The sequence below is a fragment of the Pedobacter sp. P26 genome (assembly GCF_050632135.1).
In the GTDB taxonomy this organism is placed as follows: domain Bacteria; phylum Bacteroidota; class Bacteroidia; order Sphingobacteriales; family Sphingobacteriaceae; genus Pedobacter.
The window spans coordinates 2,553,377-2,572,411 of record NZ_CP192574.1 but is presented as its reverse complement, the minus strand read 5'-3'; the positions used below and the strand labels follow the sequence as shown (position 1 = coordinate 2,572,411).

Here is a 19,035-nt window from a genome sequence, read left to right as displayed (position 1 = left end):
CTGATAGTGGATTCTTCATCATACTTACATGCCAAGAGGGCTGATGGCTTGCTGTTGTTTAAGTAAACAACATGAACTGCAAGTTAAGCGTTTAGCACTTTGGATCAGTTTTTTTTGGTAACTGACCAACAAGAGGCATATACTGAACATTAATGGCAATATAGCTGCTAAAAAATGGAAATAGCGATCTGAGGGCCAATACCGGATTAATTTGCTGAACCATTCGGGCGCTGGATTGTTGTTAAGTTAAAAATATGATTATGACAGATCCAAAAGAGAAAGACCTGCAGGAGCGGGAAGAAAATAAAAACAGTGCTGCTGAGACTCAGAATTCAGCCAGTGATAGCAACTGGGATACCCATCAGCAGATCGATGAGGAAGGTAATGAAATCGGTCCGGACGATATTAAATAAAGGAAATGAAAAAGATATTGATGGTGCTTTCCTCTCACAGTGAGATGGAAAATACGGACGGCAAGACGGGCGTATGGCTAGGTGAGTTTACCGACCCCTATTATGAATTTATTGATGCGGGCTATTCAGTTTCCCTGACCAGCCCTAAGGGAGGCAGGCCGCCGGTAGATCCAATGAGCGAGCTGACCGAACATATTTCGGGATCCAACCGCCGCTTTTTGGATGACGAGGTGGCCAAACATGCTTTTTCCCATACTGTGCCACTGAACCAGCTTTCGGCATCGGAATATGACGCACTGTTTTATCCGGGCGGCCATGGCCCGATCTGGGATCTGGCCAGGGATAATGACAGTGGCCTGTTGATCCTGGACTTTCTGGATGCGGGCAAACCGGTGGGACTGGTGTGCCATGGACCTGCGGCGCTGCTCAGCGCGGAAGGTCAGCGGCCGGGATTTTTAAGGGGCAAACGTGTTGCGGCCTTTAGTGATATGGAAGAAAAGCTGGTGGGCAGAGCGGGCAATGTGCCCTATCTGCTCGAAGAGACGCTGGGCAAGCTCGGCGCGGAGGTGAAAACGGCACTGGTGCCTTTTCTTTCCCATGTGGAAGTAGACGGCCTGCTGGTGACGGGGCAAAACCCCTATCGGCCGGACCTACGGCAAAGGCGTTAATTGAACTGCTGGACTAAGAGATCAGTACCTGAATAATGGTAAAGGCATCGCCCAGACGGTGCCTTTGCTGTTTTATCCGTTTTCGGATGAATTGATTTATGGTAGAGATGGGCTAGTGGTATTAGATATGAATTTTAAGTCCCAATGATTTTTCTAAATGTCAGATTGACACTTGTCCCCATCGGTCTTGTTGATTTTGCAATCCTATGGTCCCATTTGGTCTGCAGGTCTCCTTTCATCAGGAGCAGCGAACCATGTTCAAGCCTTAGGGTATATTTTTCAGCGTGATCAGTTTTACGCCGGATATCAAAGCCCCTTACCTGTCCAAAAGACACAGATGCGATAACGGGGTGTGAACCCATCACCGTTTCGTTGTCACTATGCCAGGCAATCGAATCCTGTCCATCCCGGTAATAATTTAGCAGCACTATTAAAGCTGATCCCTGCTGTTGCTTCTACCGAAGCTTTCAGTTTCAAAAGTTCAGCTGTCCAGGGCAAAGGTGTGGATTTCCCGAGGGCATTATAGTCCATTCCCTCAGGATCCCCGTACCATGCAGAAAGCCTCCTTATGGTTATGGATACGCCAGTTGTGGCACACTTTTATATATATGGAATCTATAAAATTGATGCCCCGGGATCTCCCAAGGCAATCCCGTTTAAGGAACAGCACCATAGGCACATCTATTCCTTGTTGTAGCTCGACAAAACGATTATAAGACACCAGGCCAGGAAAGCAATCCTTGTAATAGGCGCAGATATGACCAATATAAAAGAGTAAAATGGCCGCTGTGAAAGGCGATCAGTATCGTGATGATCTCACTATCAGCAAGCGACACTTTTCTGTTTCGTATCTTGCAATTACCTGCATCAAGTTGGTATTTACTTATTTCGGACTCCTATTCTCTACAGTAGTCATCCACCTTAACGAAAATTTCAATAATTTTATCAGGAGCAAGCATATAATGTTGTTCTTTAAATTAGACACTTAAATACAAAATTTTACGATTAATTATTGATATTCAGATAATTACATACTTTATAGATCTCAATCAGCCTTATCACGAACTCACGTTAAATAGATTCATTTTTAGTTAAATAGGTATAAAAATTAACACTATGATAATCCGTTATTAGCATAGTTTGCATGCATATTTAATAATTTAGGAGCAGTAAATAGTAAACATACCTATTCCATCTGCATGTATAACAATATACTGGATACAATTACCGAACTTCTTTCGGGGGTATTGTATTTAGGTTTCGATCGTGGCCATAATTGTCCTTCTGCTGATAGAACAGCATCAGTAGCCGCTAACTCTTCTACTTTTTTAATGAGCAACATGATGCCACAGGCACCAAATAATAACCAGGGGCCATGGGCTGACCTTGAAAATTATGCCCGTTTACTGGTTACATCAGGAAATGAAGTTTACATCATCTGCGGTTCTTATGGTTCTGGCGGCACGGGTAGTAATGGAGGGATTACCTATACCATTGATAACGGTCGAGTTAATGTTCCATCCAATACCTGGAAAATAATTGTGGTATTGGCAAACGGTAATGACTATTTAAACCGGATTACTTCATCTACCCGTGTTATTTCGGTAAACATGCCTAATACAAACGGCTTAAATACCAACTGGAAAACATACCGTACAAGTGTTGATGCTATAGAATCAGCAATTTTCAACGGTCTTTTTGTAGCAAAAAAACAGCCCTTCCATCGACAGTAATTCTAACTGATAATGGGGCTTTCCCAAAGGCCTCCCTGTCCCTTCTAATGAAGAAATTGACGCTAAAACTGTGGTTAGATTTCATAAAACCTTCTCCTATTTTTTTACCCAAATCTGCACCCAAAAAACCGGTAAAAACGGTTAAGATTAGGTTCTTTTGTCCAATAAAAAACAATTGCAATAAAATTTCATCTTTCGTTGAAAGACAATATTAAGAAGAAAATCTGGGTGCAGATTTGGGTTAAAAATGGTTGATATTCATTACCCCATTATAAACCCAATAAAAAAACGAAACCCCTAAATGAACAATTTAGAGGGTTATTGATACAGTTTGTACTGTGTTTGTCGGGATGGCAGGATTCGAACCTACGACCTCCTGCTCCCAAAGCAGGCGCGATACCGGGCTACGCTACATCCCGAACTTGGTATCGATCTTTTAATCCTGTTTTAAAAGTGGATCAACTTTTTGTCGGGATGGCAGGATTCGAACCTACGACCTCCTGCTCCCAAAGCAGGCGCGATACCGGGCTACGCTACATCCCGAACTTGGTATCTTCTTTTTTATTTCCCTTTTTCGAAGGGATTGCAAAGTAACGGATTTAAATTGACAATTCCATTTTTATTTGCAAATTTTTATTCTTTGCGGAGAGGGCGGGATTCGAACCCGCGGTACCGTTACCAGTACGACAGTTTAGCAAACTGTTCCTTTCGGCCACTCAGGCACCTCTCCTTCAAACCTCTCTTTTCTGCCCTACCGGCGTTGTTTTGAGGTCTGCAAATATAGTAAAACAAGTTATCCAACAAAAAAAATTACAAAATTTGTTGATAATCTATACGCACATGATAGATGCTCATCAGCATCGTCTTGAATATCAATTTGATAGTCTCAATATCTTTTAACGTCAAATCGCAGTCATCTAACTGATTTTGCTCCAATTTGTAGTTAATTATACGTTCAACGATGTCATTTATGTTTTGTGCATCGGGATTTTTCAGACTTCTTGAGGCAGCTTCAACCGAATCGGCTAACATTAACACACCCGTTTCTTTGCTAAAAGGTATTGGTCCGGGGTAGCGAAATATGTTTTCGTCGACAAATTTTTCGGGTGTATTTTTCAAAAACGATTGATAAAAATAATCGACCCGGGTATTTCCATGATGTGTTCTGATAAAATCGATGATCGCTTCAGGAATCTGGTTCTTTCTTAAAATTTCAATTCCTTTATGCACATGCTGAATAATGATCTGCGCACTTTGCTCATAAGGTAATTTATCATGTGGACTCACAGCCGTATTTTGGTTTTCAATAAAATACTGTGGATTGTCTACCTTACCAATATCGTGGTATAAGGCTCCTGCCCTTACCAGCACAGAATTACCACCAATTTTAAATATCGCAGCTTCAGCAAGGTTGGCCACCTGTAAAGAGTGCTGAAAGGTTCCAGGCGCTTTAAAGGCAAGCTCTCTTAACAGTTTATTATTGGTATTGGTCAACTCAATTAAGGCCACATCCGAAGTGATACCAAAAATACGTTCAAACAGGTAAATTAACGGATAAGCCAAAAGCGATAAAAGTACACTAAAAACAAAAGGAATAAAATTCAACCATTCTATTTCGCGGAAAGACCCTTCGCGGAGTAAGGCAATGCCTATAAAAGAAACAAAATAAGCCAGCAGAATAAATAAGGCCGAAACTAGGAACCTTTCGCGTTTAACAAAGTTTTTTATGCTAAATATGGCAACCATACCCGCAGTAACCTGATAAAATACAAATTCGAAACTATTGGCCACAAAGAAACCTGCAATTAAAATCACCAGCATGTGGAGGTAAAGTGCCAAACGCGTATCAAACAGTATCCTGATGATAATAGGCACCACGCAGAACGGAATGTAGTACAAACTTGGGATCTCCATCTTAATAGCCCAGGTTAAAGCAAGCAACATTCCTGTAGTTACAATGAGGATTAACGAAAGCTGACGGTTATCCGCAAAAATATCCTTCCGGAAAAGAAAAAGGAATGACATTAAAATAGCCACTATAAAGCCAACCAATATCACCTGCCCCAGGTAAACCAATGCCCTGCTGCCAATAGTTTTGGTTTGTGCATCGTAAGTAGCTTTGTAGGATTCCAGTTTCTGATAAATTTCTTCGTCAATAACATCATTCTTGGCTACAATCAGTTCCCCTTTTTGCACCATCCCTTTTGTAGTGGAGATATTATTAACTGTATTATCTTGTATAGTTTGCGTCAGCCGCTCATCAAATACGATATTTGGAGCGATATGATCAATGGCGAGGTTTGCCACCAAATCGCCCATTACCTGATTAGGGGCCTTAAAATTATCTTTAAAAAACAGCAGGGCAGATTCTGCAGTAAAAACATCCTGCGTATTTTTCTCCTGTGACACATTATTTTCAAGCAAAGAAAAGTCGTAGTTTTTACCCCCGCCTGGTGTTTCACATTTAAGCCGATAATTCCTCTCTGGTAAATACGCTGCAGCAATTTATAGGCAGCACTTTTATATACATCCTTATCTTTTTCGTTAAGTTGTTTTGATTTCCATTTCACATCAAATTCATTGGCAAACTCTTCCAATGCATTTGCAGTAATGCCATTATCCAACTGGTAAACGGGTAAAATATCTTTTAAGGCATTTTTTTTATCTGCACTAACCTGCGGGTTGGTTTTTAAAATAGCAAAACTGAAAGGCGAAATCAGATCCTTGTTTTTCCATACTGCATTTTTTTCGAACTCATATCTAAACCGGGGTTGTTTGGGCAGGAATAACGTAATAATGAAAACGGTAAATATCATCATCACATATTTTAGGTTTGATGAATATTTCCGGTAAAGAATCTTGTGTGAATTTCTCTTGATTTTAGCCAAAACGATTTAATTATTGTACTGTCAAAAATAGCATTTTTATCTAATATACATTTTACAGGTTTTGTTTGCAATTACCAGATTTTATATTTTATTTTATGATATCAAATTAATATCAATTATGTATCAAGAAAAAATTATCAATCCGCCATCTGGCTATTTAACATTCGCAGTAAGCATATTGTTGCTGGCTGCTTCCATTTTCTGTTTTGTTTCAGAAATTTTTCTCTGGGGAGGAATTTTATTAGCCATAGATATATTTTTACTATTTCCGGGCTTTTTAATCATTAACCCCAACCAATCGATGGTACTTACCTTGTTCGGAAAATATATCGGTACGGTAAAGGCCGACGGTTTTTTTGGGTAAATCCCTTAACCACAAAAAGACGCTTATCGTTAAAAGCCAACAATTTAAACGGGCAACAGTTAAAGGTTAACGATAAACTGGGCAACCCCATCGAAATTGCCGCTGTGGTGGTTTGGAAAGTAAACGAAACTGCCAAAGCCGTTTTCTCTGTAGAAAACTACATGCAATATGTAAACATCCAGAGTGAAGCTGCTGTAAGGCATTTAGCCAATATCTTCCCATATGACCATGCTGAAGGGGAAGAAACCAGTATTACCTTAAAAGATGGAGCTGAAAAAGTAAGTGAACTTTTAGAAAACGAGCTGAACGAACGTTTATCCCGCGCAGGCATTGAAGTTTTAGAGGCCAGGATTTCGCATTTGGCTTATGCACCAGAAATTGCCAGCGCCATGTTACAGCGCCAACAGGCCACAGCAGTAATTGCAGCCCGTAAATTAATTGTTGAAGGCGCCGTAGGTATGGTAGAAATGGCATTAGAGAAATTATCGCAAAAAGGCATTGTTGAGCTGGATGAAGAGCGTAAAGCAGCCATGGTAAGCAATTTATTGGTGGTTTTATGCGGAGATCGCCATGTACAACCTGTAGTAAACACCGGAACCTTATATAATTAAGCTAATGGAATTTGAAGAAAAACATGGATTGAAGATCTGGTGGCTCTATCTGGTTACAGCAGCCACTATATTTCCAACAGCGGCCCTACTTATTTTTCAGCATAACGGCTTAAGTTTAGCTGAACTTAAAGAAATGTACTTCGCCCCGGTTTTTGCGCTTGTATCTCCGTTTTTAATCATTTTTTTAGTGCAACAGCATAAGCTCACCCTAAAGATAACAGCTGAAGAGGTTTCTTTCCGGTATCCCCCCTTCACTTTACATCAAGTCATTTCCGTTGGGAGCGTATTGAAAAAGCTTACATCAGAAAGTACGATGCATTTTCCGAATACGGGGGCTACGGCGTAAAAAACCGGCTCTGGTTTAAATTTAAAGATAAGGCTTATTTATTAAACGATAAAAACAGGGGATTGCAACTGGAATTTAAAAACGGCAAAAAGCTCTTGTTCAGTTCTAACAAAATAGAGGATCTGGAGATGTTTTTGATTAATTTAAAAACGAGATATAATATACAAGCAATACAATAAGAATGGCGGAGAAAGATAAAAAAGCTTTTGTATTAAGAATTAGTCCTGCTTTATTAAAAGAAGTAGAAACCTGGGCTGCCGATGAGTTTAGAAGTACGAACGGGCAGATTGAGTTTCTACTTACGCAGGCATTAAAATCAAGAAAGAAAGGCAAGGCGAAAGAGGAATAACTGTAAATTGTTAACTGCCAATTGTTAACTGCTAAACTGATTTGGGCGTTACCCAAGCTACGCAAGGGTCGGGCTTTTTCAGGGCTGCGCTGCGCTCCGGTACCGATGAAGACCTGTGAAACAAGCAAGCATACCGTAATTAAATAAAAACAGATGCTTAATCGGTACTGAACCCTTACAATCCCTAACGCTAACCACCCCGTTTTAAATTAAACCTATCAGGTTTTTAAAACCTGATAGGTTTCTACTGCTCCCTAAGCAGCACCGCCCCAAGCAACCTAAACCTGATGGCAGCGGCAGCCCCGAAGCATGAGGGCTACAGCGAATAGCAGGACTAAACCAATCCCCAAGAAACACTACAGCACCTTTCCAAAACCCATTAAAACTTATTATTTCAAATGCGCTAAAATCATTCTCTATAACGTATTTTTAAACCTCGCAGGTTTTGGAAACCTGCGAGGTTTTTATTTCTGCCCAAGCAGCACCGGCCCAGGTAATCTAAACCTGATGGCAGCGGCAGCCCCGAAACATGAGGGCTATAGCAAAGAGCAGGACCGAACTAACTCTAAGAAACACTGCATTACCTTTCCAAAACCTACTAAAAACTTATTATTTTCAAATGCGCTAAAATCATTCCTTAAACGTTATTTTTAAACCTCATAGGTTTTGGAAACCTGCGTGGTTTGACTAACTTAGCGGCCTAACCAAAAATTCATAAAAATTAGTTTACATGAAAGAAGTTGTAATTGTATCAGCTGTGAGAACACCTATTGGCAGTTTTGGAGGCTCATTAGCTCAATTTTCTGCTACTCAACTCGGTGGTTTTGCCATTAAAGCAGTCATTGAAAAAGCCGGACTAAAACCAGAACAGATCCAGGAAGTATATATGGGCAATGTTTTATCGGCTAACCTCGGACAAGCACCTGCTACACAGGCTGCAAAATTTGCCGGATTACCAGATTTGCCTGCTACAACCATAAATAAAGTATGTGCTTCGGGCACAAAAGCAATCATGCTTGCCGCACAAAGTATTGCAAATGGCGATAATGAAATTATTGTTGCCGGCGGCATGGAAAGTATGAGTAATGTTCCCTATTACCTTGATAAGGCAAGGAACGGTTATCGCCTGGGCCACGGACAAATTACAGATGGTTTAGTAAAAGATGGCCTTTGGGATGTTTACAACGATTACCACATGGGTTCTGCAGCCGAACTTTGCGCTACCGAATGCCACATCAGTCGCGAGGAACAGGATAATTTCGCTATCGAATCGTACAAAAGAGCGCAAGCCGCACAAACATCAGGTAAATTTGCCAATGAAATTATAGCAATAGAGGTTAAAGACCGTAAAGGAGAAATCACTTTGGTTGATACCGACGATGAGCCCACAGCTGTTAAATTTGATAAAATATCTTCATTAAAACCTGTTTTCAAAAAAGATGGAACCGTAACAGCTGCAAACGCATCAACTTTAAATGATGGTGCAGCGGCATTGGTTTTAATGAGCGCTGATAAAGCAAAAGAATTAGGCTTAACGCCTTTAGCTAAAATTTTGGGCTATGCTGATGCGCAACAAGCACCAGAATGGTTTACCACTGCACCAGCAAAAGCAATCCCATTAGCTTTACACAAAGCCAATGTAAATGCAGAGGACGTAGATTTTTTTGAGATCAACGAAGCATTTTCTGTAGTTTCTATCGCTAATAATCAACTTTTAAAGTTAAACGAGAGTCAGGTTAACGTTAATGGTGGTGCCGTTTCCTTAGGTCACCCACTTGGCGCATCAGGTGCCCGGATTGTAGTTACCTTACTTTCTGTTTTGGCACAAAATAACGGAAAAATCGGTGTAGCCGGAATCTGTAACGGTGGTGGTGGCGCAAGTGCCCTCGTTATCGAGAAATTATAATCTTTGGTTTTGCAGCGTTTTTTGCATCTGATCGTATGAAAGTTATCCGATTTTACATCCTTTTAATCATTGGAACGCTAAGCTTTAATCTAAAAGCACAGCAATCACCAAATACTTTAAATGTTTTCCAGGATACACTGATTAAAATATCTGCAAGGGTTGTTGCTGCGCAAAGTGATGCTCAAAAATTAGAAATAAACGGCAATTTTGTAAAAACATTGGTTGATGCTTTAAAAGTCTCCAATTCTTTTTCCTACCCTTTCGATTCGCTTAAAAATGTATCTGTAATTAAATCACCAGATCAGGCTTTTAGGATTTTGAGTTGGTACATACTGCTCGAAAACGGTACATACCGCTATTATGGTGCCATCCAGATGAATACAAAAAGCGGCCCGTTGAAACTTTATCCCTTGATTGATCAAACCGATAATCTTGGCGATGCCAACGGCATTACCAGTAATCAGAAATGGTTCGGTGCCAGGTATTACGAAGTCATTCCGGTTAATAGCGGAAACCGATTGCCCTATTATGTTCTTTTAGGCTGGAAAGGTAATACACAAATAACCACTAAAAAGGTAATCGATATCCTTTCTTTCGATAAAGATAAACTCACCTTTGGTGCGCCTGTTTTTGACGGCAAAGAATTAAAAGGGAAAAACAGGATCATATTTGAGTATGCAAAATCAAATGCGATGACTTTAAAAACCGATCTGAAAGCAGGAATGATTGTATTTGACCATCTTGCTTCCTTTAATCCTGAAGTAAAGGGAAAATTTGAATTTTATGGATCAGACGGCACTTTTGATGGTTTTAAAATTATCGGTGGAAGGCTGAAATTGCAAGAAGATATTACGCTTAACAATGATCCAAATTCGAGTGATGAGTTTTATGCAGACCCAAAGAAAAATGTTAAACCCATCAGAAAGTTTTAATTCCTAACAAACCATTTACCTTACTCCTTACTTAAAAATTTGTGAGTTTGGCAATCGCTCACTATATTGCGCCCTGCTAACTAGCTTAAACAACACACAAATTCTGAATTCATAAACTAAAACCAACAAATGTTTTATGCAAACATCTAATGAAACCATTAGTATTGACCATGATAAGGAACTAGATCTCCACTTAACCAGTCAAGGGGTCTCTCCTGAAAAATTATTTAGCCACCCGGTTGGCCTTTTTGTACTCTTTTTACTGAAATGTGGGAGAGATTTAGTTATTACGGAATGCGGGCCATTTTGGTTTTGTTCCTGATTAGCGATCTGAGCAAAAACGGTTGGGGTTGGCTACGGCCGGAAGCCTTACAGCTTTATGCTATTTATACCGGTTTAGTATATTTTACACCAATACTTGGTGGTTTAATTGCCGATAGATTTACCGGTTACAGAAAAGCGGTTATCATCGGTGCTTTTATTATGACCCTTGGTCATGCCGCTATGGCTTTAGAGGGCTTTAGCAACAACTTTTTCTATGCTGGCTTGCTCTTGCTTATTATTGGTAACGGATTTTTCAAACCAAACATCTCATCAATTGTAGGTAAACTTTATCCTCCAATCAGCGATAAAAAAGATAGTGCTTATGCCATATTTTACATGGGTATCAATTCCGGTGCATTTATAGGTATGTTAATGTGCGGTTATATCGGCGAAAAAGTAGGCTGGCATTATGGTTTCGGCTTAGCTGGCGTATTTATGCTTTTTGGAATGCTCCAGTTTTATTTCGGGCAAAAAATATTTGGTGTAATCGGTTCGGCAGTTGATAAAACTAAAGCCGTAGAAAAGGCAGATCCAACGGTAGAAGAAATTCCTAAAAAAGTTAGAAGTCAACGCTTATGGGTAATCGCCATTTTGTCTATTTTTACCATTTTCTTCTGGATGGTATTCGAACAGGCAGGCGGATCGATGACAATTTTTGCCAAAGATTATACCTTAAGAAACTTAACAGGAGGAGCAGCTACAACCTTTAAATGGGTCGATGCCATCCTAACCATATTTCCATTGGTAGCCGTAACTTTTGTGCTGTTTTCATTAGCAGGCAAAATTTTCAAAAAGTATCCGGCAACTATTTTATTTACGTTATTGAGTTTTGCCATTATCTGGGTATTAGCCATCTGGAAAGTAAGCAGAGAAATGGGCTCGGTAAGTACCGAAGTTCCGGCTTCCTGGTTTAGTGTATTAAACTCATTCTTTATCGTATCGCTGGCCCCTATTGTTTCTAAAATTTGGGAAACCAAATTTAACCCAAGCAGGCCTGTAAAATTTGGCTTCGGTTTAATTTTTGTAGGTATTGGTTTTGCAGGCTTAGCTTATGGTGGCTCGTCTATTCCACAAGGTGCTACTTCTGCAGAAGTAAGTTTATTCTGGTTAATTTTTGCTTATTTCTTCCATACTGTTGGCGAGTTATGTATCTCTCCTGTTGGACTATCCTATGTAAGTAAGCTTGCACCTTCAAACCTTGTGGGTTTAATGTTTGGTGTATTTTTTACCTGTACTGCCATCGGTAACTACCTGGCCGGAGCTACAGGATCATTAATTGACAAAATAAGTGCCGCTTATTCAATTTCCACTTTCTTCTTAATATTCACCATAATACCAATTGTAGCAGGTTTAATTATATTTGCCATAAGTCCTATTCTGCGCAAATGGATGCACGGTGTTCACTAATAAAAAAAATACTTTTACCCTAAAGCCCGATATCCATCGGGCTTTTAATTTTTAAACCTATTTAATGGAAAAAACAGTTTCAATAGAAGAGATTCAGAATTTTGAAGGAAAATACCCGAAACAACTCTGGCATTTATCGTTGGTAGAAATGTGGGAGCGTTTCTGCTTTTACGGAATGCGCGGGGTATTGGCTTTCTTTATGGTAGAACAACTGGGTTTAAGCGACCAGAAATCGAACCTGCAGTACGGCGCTATACAAGCCTTTGTTTATGCTTTCACTTTTATAGGTGGTATTTTTGCCGATAAGATTTTAGGATTCAGAAAATCTCTTTTTTGGGGCGGAACTCTAATGATCATCGGAAACTTAATCCTGGCTTTCTCTCCACACGATTTATTTTATATCGGTATTACTCTATCTATTATCGGAACCGGTTTTTTTAAACCCAATGTTTCATCAATGGTTGGCGAATTATACCATGAGAAAGATAACCGCAGAGATGCAGGATACGGACTTTTTTATGCCGGTATTAATGTAGGTGGCTTACTGGGTGGTGCCATGTGTATTTATCTGGGTAAATATTACAACTGGCATTTGTGTTTTTTATCTGCCGCACTGGTAATGATGTTTGGTTTGGGTACATTTATTTTCACCAAAAAACACTTAGGCCCGATCGGGAGCTCACCGTTGCTGCATCTTAAAAAATCAAAACAGCAGTTATGGGAAATAGTCGTTTATGCGGGTTCGATACTTTGTATTCCATTGATTTATATCATGGTAAAAAACACGGCCTTTACTGATTATTTCATGTACACCATAGGTGTTGTTGCCCTGGTTTATTTCCTATACGAAACCTTTAAAATAAAAGATAAAAAAGCACAATATAAATTATTGGCAGCGTTCGTTTTTATCTTCTGTTACTTCATTTTTATGGCCATATCGGAGCAGAGTGGCGGTTCGCTATCTTTATTTGCGAAAGATAATCTCGATCATAAAATTCTCTTTTTTAATATCGACCCCAATGTGGTGAACAATAGTGTTAACTCGTTTTTTGTTATTGTTTTTAGCCCAATTGTAGGTATTTTATGGCTAGGCCTCTACAAGCGTAAAATTGAACCCAACACCGTGGTAAAATTTGGAATTGGTTTCCTTCTACTGGCTTTAAGCTTTTATGTATTTTACGCCACCAGGTTCTTTGCCAATGCACAGGGCATTAGTTCGTTAAATGTATTTACAATAGCCTATTTATTATTAACGTTAGGCGAACTTTGTCTGGGGCCGATAGGTATGTCGATTATTACGAAACTATCGCCAAAGAAAATGTTCGGCATGATGATGGGGCTTTGGTTTTTATCCAGTGCTTTTGGGCAATTGGCTGCCGGAAAACTGGGTGCAGAAATGTCGAGTATAGATAATGCTTCACTACCAACTAAATTAATGGCTTATACCGAAGGTTACAAAGCATTGGCGTTATATTCTTTAATTGCAGGTTTGGCATTGATTATTTTTTCACAGCTGGTTAAAAAGTTAATGCAGGAGGTGAGGTAATAGTTCTTTGTCATTCTGAACGCAGTGAAGAATCTTTTTTATTATAAAGGTATAAAAGGAGGAGTCTTCGGTTACACTCAGACTGTCGACAAGTGTTTTAAGAAGAAATGGGCATATACTTTAAGATTTGAAAATGAGCGGACAGTCGTTCTTAGAGGCCTGCTGTCCCGCCATTCGCTATAGTCCCTCTTTTCAATCGGGAGCTGCCGCTGCTGTCGGGTTTAGGAACAACGGTTCAGTGACTTAAAATCTAATTCTGCGTAGATCTGCGAAATCATCGGGAAACAATAAGGTCTAAGATATATTGAGGAATAACAGCATTAAACAGATCCTGAAACAAGTTCAGGATGACGGCCGCGGAGAACAAATCACGTAGAATTCATGAAAATTCATAACGGTTTCATATTTAATATTTACTTTCGCAGTTTAAAAGCAATTGCCAAATACAAAGACCAAAGGCTTATATTATTTAAAAAACCACAACAAACGTGTCAGATAGTTTAGTCATCATTCCCACCTACAACGAGAAGGAAAACATCGAGAAAATCATTAGGAAGGTCTTTTCTTTAACACAGCCTTTTCATGTTTTAATTATTGATGATGGTTCTCCTGATGGAACTGCTGAAATTGTAAAATCACTGCAAAAAGAATACGAAGGGCATTTATTTATTGAAGAGCGTGCAGGTAAACAAGGCCTGGGTACAGCATATATTTATGGCTTTAACTGGGCATTACAACACGATTATGCCTACATATTTGAAATGGATGCCGATTTTTCACACAACCCGGATGATCTGGCGCGCTTACGTGAAGCCTGCGTAAATGGTGCAGATGTAGCCATTGGATCCAGGTATGTTAAGGGGGTAAATGTAGTAAACTGGCCAATGGGCAGGGTTTTAATGTCATATTTTGCTTCAATGTACGTGCGTATGATTACTGGAATCAACATTCAGGATGCTACAGCAGGCTTTAAATGTTACCGCAAAATTGTACTGGAAACCATTCCATTAAATAAAATTAAGTTTGTCGGTTATGCGTTTCAGATCGAAATGAAATTCACCGCCATTAAATTTGGCTTTAAAGTAGTCGAAGTTCCCATCATCTTCACCGATCGTACCGAAGGAACATCAAAAATGAGCACCCGTATTTTCAGAGAAGCTTTTTTAGGAGTAATCCAGATGAAAGTTTGGAGTTGGTTTAGGAGTTATAAAAGGGAATCTTAAGTTTGGAGCGGGGAGCTTGCAGTTGAGAGCGCTAAGTGCATAGCTGTTCTAATCGCTCAAGCATATGGTTAGAAATTGGGGGGTGAGGCTATTGTAAGCCTGTTATTTTTGCAGAACAAAAAACTAACTTATTTCCCCAAGACCTTTGTGCTCTTTGTAAAACTCCAAACTAAAAACTCCGAACTCACAACTTACTCTCCCTGATCATCGCTCCAAAATCCTGCCCCTTATCCATTGCTTTAATCGTCATTACGATTCTTTTGGTGCGTGTGGTTTCGGTCTTAGCCTGGTTAATCCAGTTAATATAATAGTTTTGATGCGATTTAGGTTGTTTTAAAAAGTTCCGGATTAAATGTTCTTCTTCTGATAAGCAGATTTCCAGGTCTTCAGGCATTTCGATTTTAAAATTTTTATCTTCTTCCAGATAAAGTTCGACGCTTGCCCCAGCTTCTTTTCTTAGTTTTTTACGTACTTCGCCTTTTAAGGCAATAATAAAATCGCCCTCTCCCATTGGGATAGTTGCCATTCCAGAAACTTCAAGCTCATCTATTTTTCCCTTTACCCTGAAACTCTTTTTACAATCGGGCTTAATTTCATTAGCCAAAGCTGCCGGAATAAACACATAACTCCAGCCGGTTTTTTCGCCCATGGTTTCGAAACGTTCTATTTCTGCTTTAAGGTGGATCATGGTTTAAAGATAAAAATTATGTTTAAACAAGTAAACCATTAAATGGTTATGCCTTTTTTGTGCGCTCGTTAGAAACAAGCGTAAACTTTAGAAATTTCGTCATCTCGACTGAAGCGCCGCGAAATGGAGAGATCTCTATCTTATATTCAGTGAAACAGATTTCTCGGCTGCGCTCGAAATGACGATCGCCGTACTTATAGTCGGCTCAAAAAAAGCCAAATCATGAGCCGATTAGCAAGATTAATCGGCTCATGATGTTAAGAATGCATTTTGAAAAGTTATAACGATTGGAACTTTTATTGTTTTGACCATATAAGGCATTTAAGGAACATATAAGTTTTGTTATGAAAAGATCCTTCGAGTCTGTCACCATTGACAGACTCGAATAGAATGGGATGAAGCAGATTTCCCGGTTACGCTCGAAATGATGACCACTTGAACGCTCATTTCATTAAGAAAGTTTCTTTGCTACACTCAGAATGACAGGCCTTAATTGGATGAGCGTAATTGCGTGGCACAACCCCTGTTTTTCGGGGAAGCAAACCTTAAAGCGTATGCTTGTAGCAACCGTAAGATTGCTTCGGTGGCATAAAAGCCAACTCCCAATGACGATGAAACGATTTAAACTGCCACCGGGTTCATGTGGATATCCAACTTGGCAAACTTTAACACCTCAATGCTTTGGAAGCCAAAATCTTCTACTACTTTACCTAAAATGAGGTAACAGCCTTTTCCTTTAAAAGGATACATGGGTGTGGTATTAGGAAAATGGGTAGTATCAAAAAAATCGCCGTTTGCATCTAAAAAAGTTCCGAACCACATTTTTGTATTTTTAATGGTGTGTACCGTTTTTTCGCATACATAATTGCCTACCATTCTTACCGTTTTACCCAAATATTTATGCATATCGGCTGCCATGGCATCGCCACGGTAAGGGGTTTTCAGAAAATCGAACATTTTATAATTGAGTGGATATCCCAACAACTCCAATTCAGTATAAGCGTTTTCTAATTCCGAATCGGCCAACGCGGGGAGCTGATAGGTTTTATAACTTAACTTAAAAAGTTCGGCATGGTTCACTTTTTTCTGTTTAAAACCAAGGTAATTATGCACGTCCCAAAGTAAGGTTTTCCGGTCTTTGCCGGTAAAACGTAATGCACCCAACCGGATTAAAATAATGGCCTGTTCTAACGAAATACAGGTCCGCTTTACAAAATCTTCGAGATCGATATACAAACCATTTGCAGTACGTTCCTGTGGAATAATTTTAATGATTTTTTCTTCTAAACCCTGAACAGCAATAAAGCCCAGATAAACGTCGTCACCTTTAATATTCACTACTTCATCGCTATGGTTAACACAGGGTAAATGCACCCTGGCACCTGTTTTTTGCAGTTCGTGCACGTAAACCCATCGACTGTAAAAACCACCATAGTTATTCAGCACCGCTACCATAAATTCCATGGGGTAATAGGTTTTGAGATACAAACTCTGATAGCTTTCTACCGCAAAAGAGGCTGAATGGGCTTTCGAAAAACTGTAACCGGCAAAAGAAGAAATCTGTCGCCAAACTTCGTTAACCAATTCTTCTGAATGGCCCTGGTGCCGGGCCGAAACCTTAAATTTGTTCACCAGTTCATCAAAAGCCAGCTTAGAGCGGTATTTACCGCTCATGGCTTTACGGAGGATATCGGCATCTGCCAGATCTAAGCCCGCAAAATAATGGCAAACTTTAATCACATCTTCCTGATAAACCATTACGCCATAAGTTTCGCTAAGCCGCTCTTTCATCACCTCACAGAGATACACCACTTTATCGGGCGCATGGTAACGCTCAATATACGATTTCATCATACCAGAACTGGCCACCCCGGGACGGATGATTGAACTGGCTGCCACCAGGGTAAGGTAGTTATCGCATTTCAGCTTTTTAAGCAGTTGCCGCATGGCTGGCGATTCGATGTAAAAACACCCGATGGGTTGCCCTTTTTTAAGGATATCGTTCAGTTTTTGATCTTTTTTAAAGGCTGGAAAATCATGGATATCAATAGCTCTGCCTTTATTCTTCTTGATCAATTGCACGGCTTCACGGATGTGGCCAATACCCCGCTGACTTAAAATATCGAATTTTTCGTAACCAATGGCTTCGGCTTCGTACATATCCCATTGCACTGTTGGAAAACCTTTTGGCGGCATATCCAATGCGGTATAATAGGTAATCGGTTCTTCAGAAATCAAAATTCCTCCTGCATGGATAGAACGTTGATTAGGCATACTTTTCATGTAGCGGTGTACAGCCAAAAGCTTCTGGTAAGTAGCATTAAGCAAATTTTCACGCTCTTTGGTGGGATCTGTAAAACTATCTATTTCGCCTTTGGGTAAACCTAAAACCTTACCAATCTCCCGGATAATTGCCCGGTCTTTGAAAGTGCTCATGGTACCCAAAAAAGCAACATGCCATTTAGGATAGCGTTCAAAAATATAACGCTGTATTACTTCTCTTTCATCCCATGAAAAATCGATGTCAAAATCTGGTGGGCTTGTCCGTTTTTCATGTAAAAACCGTTCGAAATACAAATCGAGATCAATCGGATCTACGTCGGTAATGCGCAAACAATAGGCTACAATGCTGTTGGCACCCGAACCGCGGCCCACGTGATAAAAACCCCGCTTATACATTGCATAATGTACTATATCGTAGGTAATGAGGAAATAGGCACAGAAATTTTTAAGCTCAATAATCCGCAGTTCCTTTTCCAAACGCTCGATGGCTATGGTATTGTTCTCTCCATAACGATACTTCAGTCCTTCTTCGGCCAATTCACGTAGCATTTTTCTATCACCCTCGAAACCTTCTTCGGTGTAAAAAAATTTATTTTTTGAAGAAGGTGTAGCCGTATCTTCGAAATAAACACTTAAATCGCAGCTATTGATCAGCTTTTGCGTGTTTTGAACAATAAAAGGATATTGCTCAAACTGTTGTGTAAGTTCAGCTTCAGGAATCAGAAATTCATCGGGATTGCATTTTTGTTCCTCAACTACCTTACTTAAAAGAGTATTGAGTTCTATAGCCCTTAAATATTCATGCAACCGATAAGTAATTTTGTCTCCTACCGTAACAGGATGCCACACCAGCAGTTTTTCTTTTTTGGCCAAAAGCGGATGTTTGTATAAAAGATTCAGCTGTTTTCCACGGATACCTATATATTCGTTTGCTTTTAACGTTTGATTAAAAGCTTTATGAAAGGGATAAATAATGTATACATTTTCCATTTGGGGCGGAACCTCTGGCAATGGAAGGTTGTAGATGTTGTGGTGACTTAAAAATTCATTCAGCTCACGCATGCCTTCCCTGTTTTTGGCAATGCCTACGTATAACAACTTGTTATCGGTTCTAAATTCGATTCCGGCCACAGGTTTAATCTGATAAGGAATATTGCCCCTGTGTATTTCGTCGGCTTCTTTGGCAATGCCTTGCTTATAACACTCGCGAATAAACTCTACTGCGCCGGTTGAGTTGTTAATATCGGTAAGGACCATTTGATGGATCCCTAAATGCCGTGCAGCAGCAATCAGCTGATCTATACTCTGCGTACCATATTTCAGGCTGTAAGAAGAATGAACGTTCAAAAACATA

17 protein-coding genes, 3 tRNA genes and 1 pseudogene are annotated in these 19,035 nt (G+C 39.7%); 12 read left to right on the top strand and 9 right to left on the bottom strand.

Annotation, left to right across the window (positions count from 1 at the left end; translation table 11 throughout):
- Positions 1–260: 260 nt before the first annotated feature.
- On the top strand, positions 261–413 hold the full coding sequence (locus ACQ86H_RS11815) for a hypothetical protein (protein WP_168202466.1): 153 nt from the start codon (positions 261–263) through the stop codon (positions 411–413).
- 5 nt (positions 414–418) lie between these two features.
- Positions 419–1,081: a type 1 glutamine amidotransferase domain-containing protein gene (locus ACQ86H_RS11810; protein WP_431294963.1), complete on the top strand. Its 663-nt coding sequence runs from the start codon at positions 419–421 to the stop codon at positions 1,079–1,081.
- A 134-nt stretch (positions 1,082–1,215) separates the two neighbouring features.
- Here ACQ86H_RS11810 and ACQ86H_RS11805 read toward each other — a convergent pair whose 3' ends face one another.
- On the bottom strand, positions 1,216–1,509 hold the full coding sequence (locus tag ACQ86H_RS11805) for an alpha-ketoglutarate-dependent dioxygenase AlkB (RefSeq protein WP_431294962.1): 294 nt from the start codon (positions 1,507–1,509) through the stop codon (positions 1,216–1,218).
- Positions 1,510–1,646: 137 nt separating this feature from the next.
- Positions 1,647–2,040: pseudogene (locus ACQ86H_RS11800) on the bottom strand (IS982 family transposase); the annotation flags it as partial.
- 240 nt (positions 2,041–2,280) lie between these two features.
- On the opposite strand from ACQ86H_RS11800, the gene ACQ86H_RS11795 reads away from it, so the two are divergent.
- The gene (locus tag ACQ86H_RS11795; RefSeq protein WP_431294961.1) at positions 2,281–2,814 is read left to right on the top strand and encodes a DNA/RNA non-specific endonuclease; all 534 of its coding nucleotides are present in this window, start codon (positions 2,281–2,283) and stop codon (positions 2,812–2,814) included.
- Between the two features lie 345 nt (positions 2,815–3,159).
- On the opposite strand, the gene ACQ86H_RS11790 is transcribed toward ACQ86H_RS11795, so the two are convergent.
- The 5 genes from ACQ86H_RS11790 to ACQ86H_RS11770 form a co-directional block, all read right to left on the bottom strand.
- Positions 3,160–3,233 (bottom strand) — tRNA-Pro (locus ACQ86H_RS11790).
- A 50-nt stretch (positions 3,234–3,283) separates the two neighbouring features.
- Positions 3,284–3,357, bottom strand: a tRNA-Pro gene (locus ACQ86H_RS11785).
- Between the two features lie 100 nt (positions 3,358–3,457).
- A tRNA-Ser gene (locus tag ACQ86H_RS11780) sits at positions 3,458–3,544 on the bottom strand.
- 80 nt (positions 3,545–3,624) lie between these two features.
- Positions 3,625–5,223: an HD family phosphohydrolase gene (locus tag ACQ86H_RS11775; protein ID WP_431294960.1), complete on the bottom strand. Its 1,599-nt coding sequence runs from the start codon at positions 5,221–5,223 to the stop codon at positions 3,625–3,627.
- Entirely contained in the window at positions 5,133–5,633 is a 501-nt protein-coding gene (locus tag ACQ86H_RS11770; protein WP_431294959.1) for a hypothetical protein, read from the bottom strand. Before ACQ86H_RS11770 ends, ACQ86H_RS11775 begins: the two co-directional genes overlap by 91 nt.
- Before the next feature lie 187 nt (positions 5,634–5,820).
- On the opposite strand from ACQ86H_RS11770, the gene ACQ86H_RS11765 reads away from it, so the two are divergent.
- From ACQ86H_RS11765 to ACQ86H_RS11725, 9 genes are all read left to right on the top strand, one after another.
- Positions 5,821–6,066, top strand: coding sequence for a hypothetical protein (locus ACQ86H_RS11765; protein ID WP_431294958.1), 246 nt, complete (start codon positions 5,821–5,823; stop codon positions 6,064–6,066).
- Positions 6,000–6,677, top strand: a complete 678-nt coding sequence (locus ACQ86H_RS11760) for an SPFH domain-containing protein (protein WP_431295382.1) — start codon at positions 6,000–6,002, stop codon at positions 6,675–6,677. Before ACQ86H_RS11765 ends, ACQ86H_RS11760 begins: the two co-directional genes overlap by 67 nt.
- Before the next feature lie 4 nt (positions 6,678–6,681).
- On the top strand, positions 6,682–7,023 hold the full coding sequence (locus ACQ86H_RS11755) for a hypothetical protein (protein ID WP_431294957.1): 342 nt from the start codon (positions 6,682–6,684) through the stop codon (positions 7,021–7,023).
- A 181-nt stretch (positions 7,024–7,204) separates the two neighbouring features.
- Entirely contained in the window at positions 7,205–7,372 is a 168-nt protein-coding gene (locus tag ACQ86H_RS11750) for an Arc family DNA binding domain-containing protein (protein WP_083488688.1), read from the top strand.
- Positions 7,373–8,102: 730 nt separating this feature from the next.
- Positions 8,103–9,278: an acetyl-CoA C-acyltransferase gene (locus tag ACQ86H_RS11745; protein ID WP_431294956.1), complete on the top strand. Its 1,176-nt coding sequence runs from the start codon at positions 8,103–8,105 to the stop codon at positions 9,276–9,278.
- Between the two features lie 35 nt (positions 9,279–9,313).
- Positions 9,314–10,210: a hypothetical protein gene (locus ACQ86H_RS11740; protein ID WP_431294955.1), complete on the top strand. Its 897-nt coding sequence runs from the start codon at positions 9,314–9,316 to the stop codon at positions 10,208–10,210.
- Positions 10,211–10,477: 267 nt separating this feature from the next.
- Positions 10,478–11,941: a peptide MFS transporter gene (locus ACQ86H_RS11735; protein WP_431294954.1), complete on the top strand. Its 1,464-nt coding sequence runs from the start codon at positions 10,478–10,480 to the stop codon at positions 11,939–11,941.
- Positions 11,942–12,005: 64 nt separating this feature from the next.
- Positions 12,006–13,487 (top strand): peptide MFS transporter, encoded by a 1,482-nt coding sequence (locus ACQ86H_RS11730; RefSeq protein WP_431294953.1) that lies wholly within the window; start codon positions 12,006–12,008, stop codon positions 13,485–13,487.
- Between the two features lie 488 nt (positions 13,488–13,975).
- Positions 13,976–14,710, top strand: a complete 735-nt coding sequence (locus ACQ86H_RS11725) for a polyprenol monophosphomannose synthase (RefSeq protein ID WP_138821753.1) — start codon at positions 13,976–13,978, stop codon at positions 14,708–14,710.
- 184 nt (positions 14,711–14,894) lie between these two features.
- Here ACQ86H_RS11725 and ACQ86H_RS11720 read toward each other — a convergent pair whose 3' ends face one another.
- Both ACQ86H_RS11720 and ACQ86H_RS11715 read right to left on the bottom strand, forming a co-directional pair.
- Entirely contained in the window at positions 14,895–15,398 is a 504-nt protein-coding gene (locus tag ACQ86H_RS11720) for a YdeI/OmpD-associated family protein (RefSeq protein ID WP_431294952.1), read from the bottom strand.
- A 621-nt stretch (positions 15,399–16,019) separates the two neighbouring features.
- Complete coding sequence (locus ACQ86H_RS11715; protein ID WP_138821755.1) at positions 16,020–19,034, bottom strand: DNA polymerase III subunit alpha; 3,015 nt, start codon at positions 19,032–19,034, stop codon at positions 16,020–16,022.
- Between the last annotated feature and the right edge of the window lies 1 nt (position 19,035).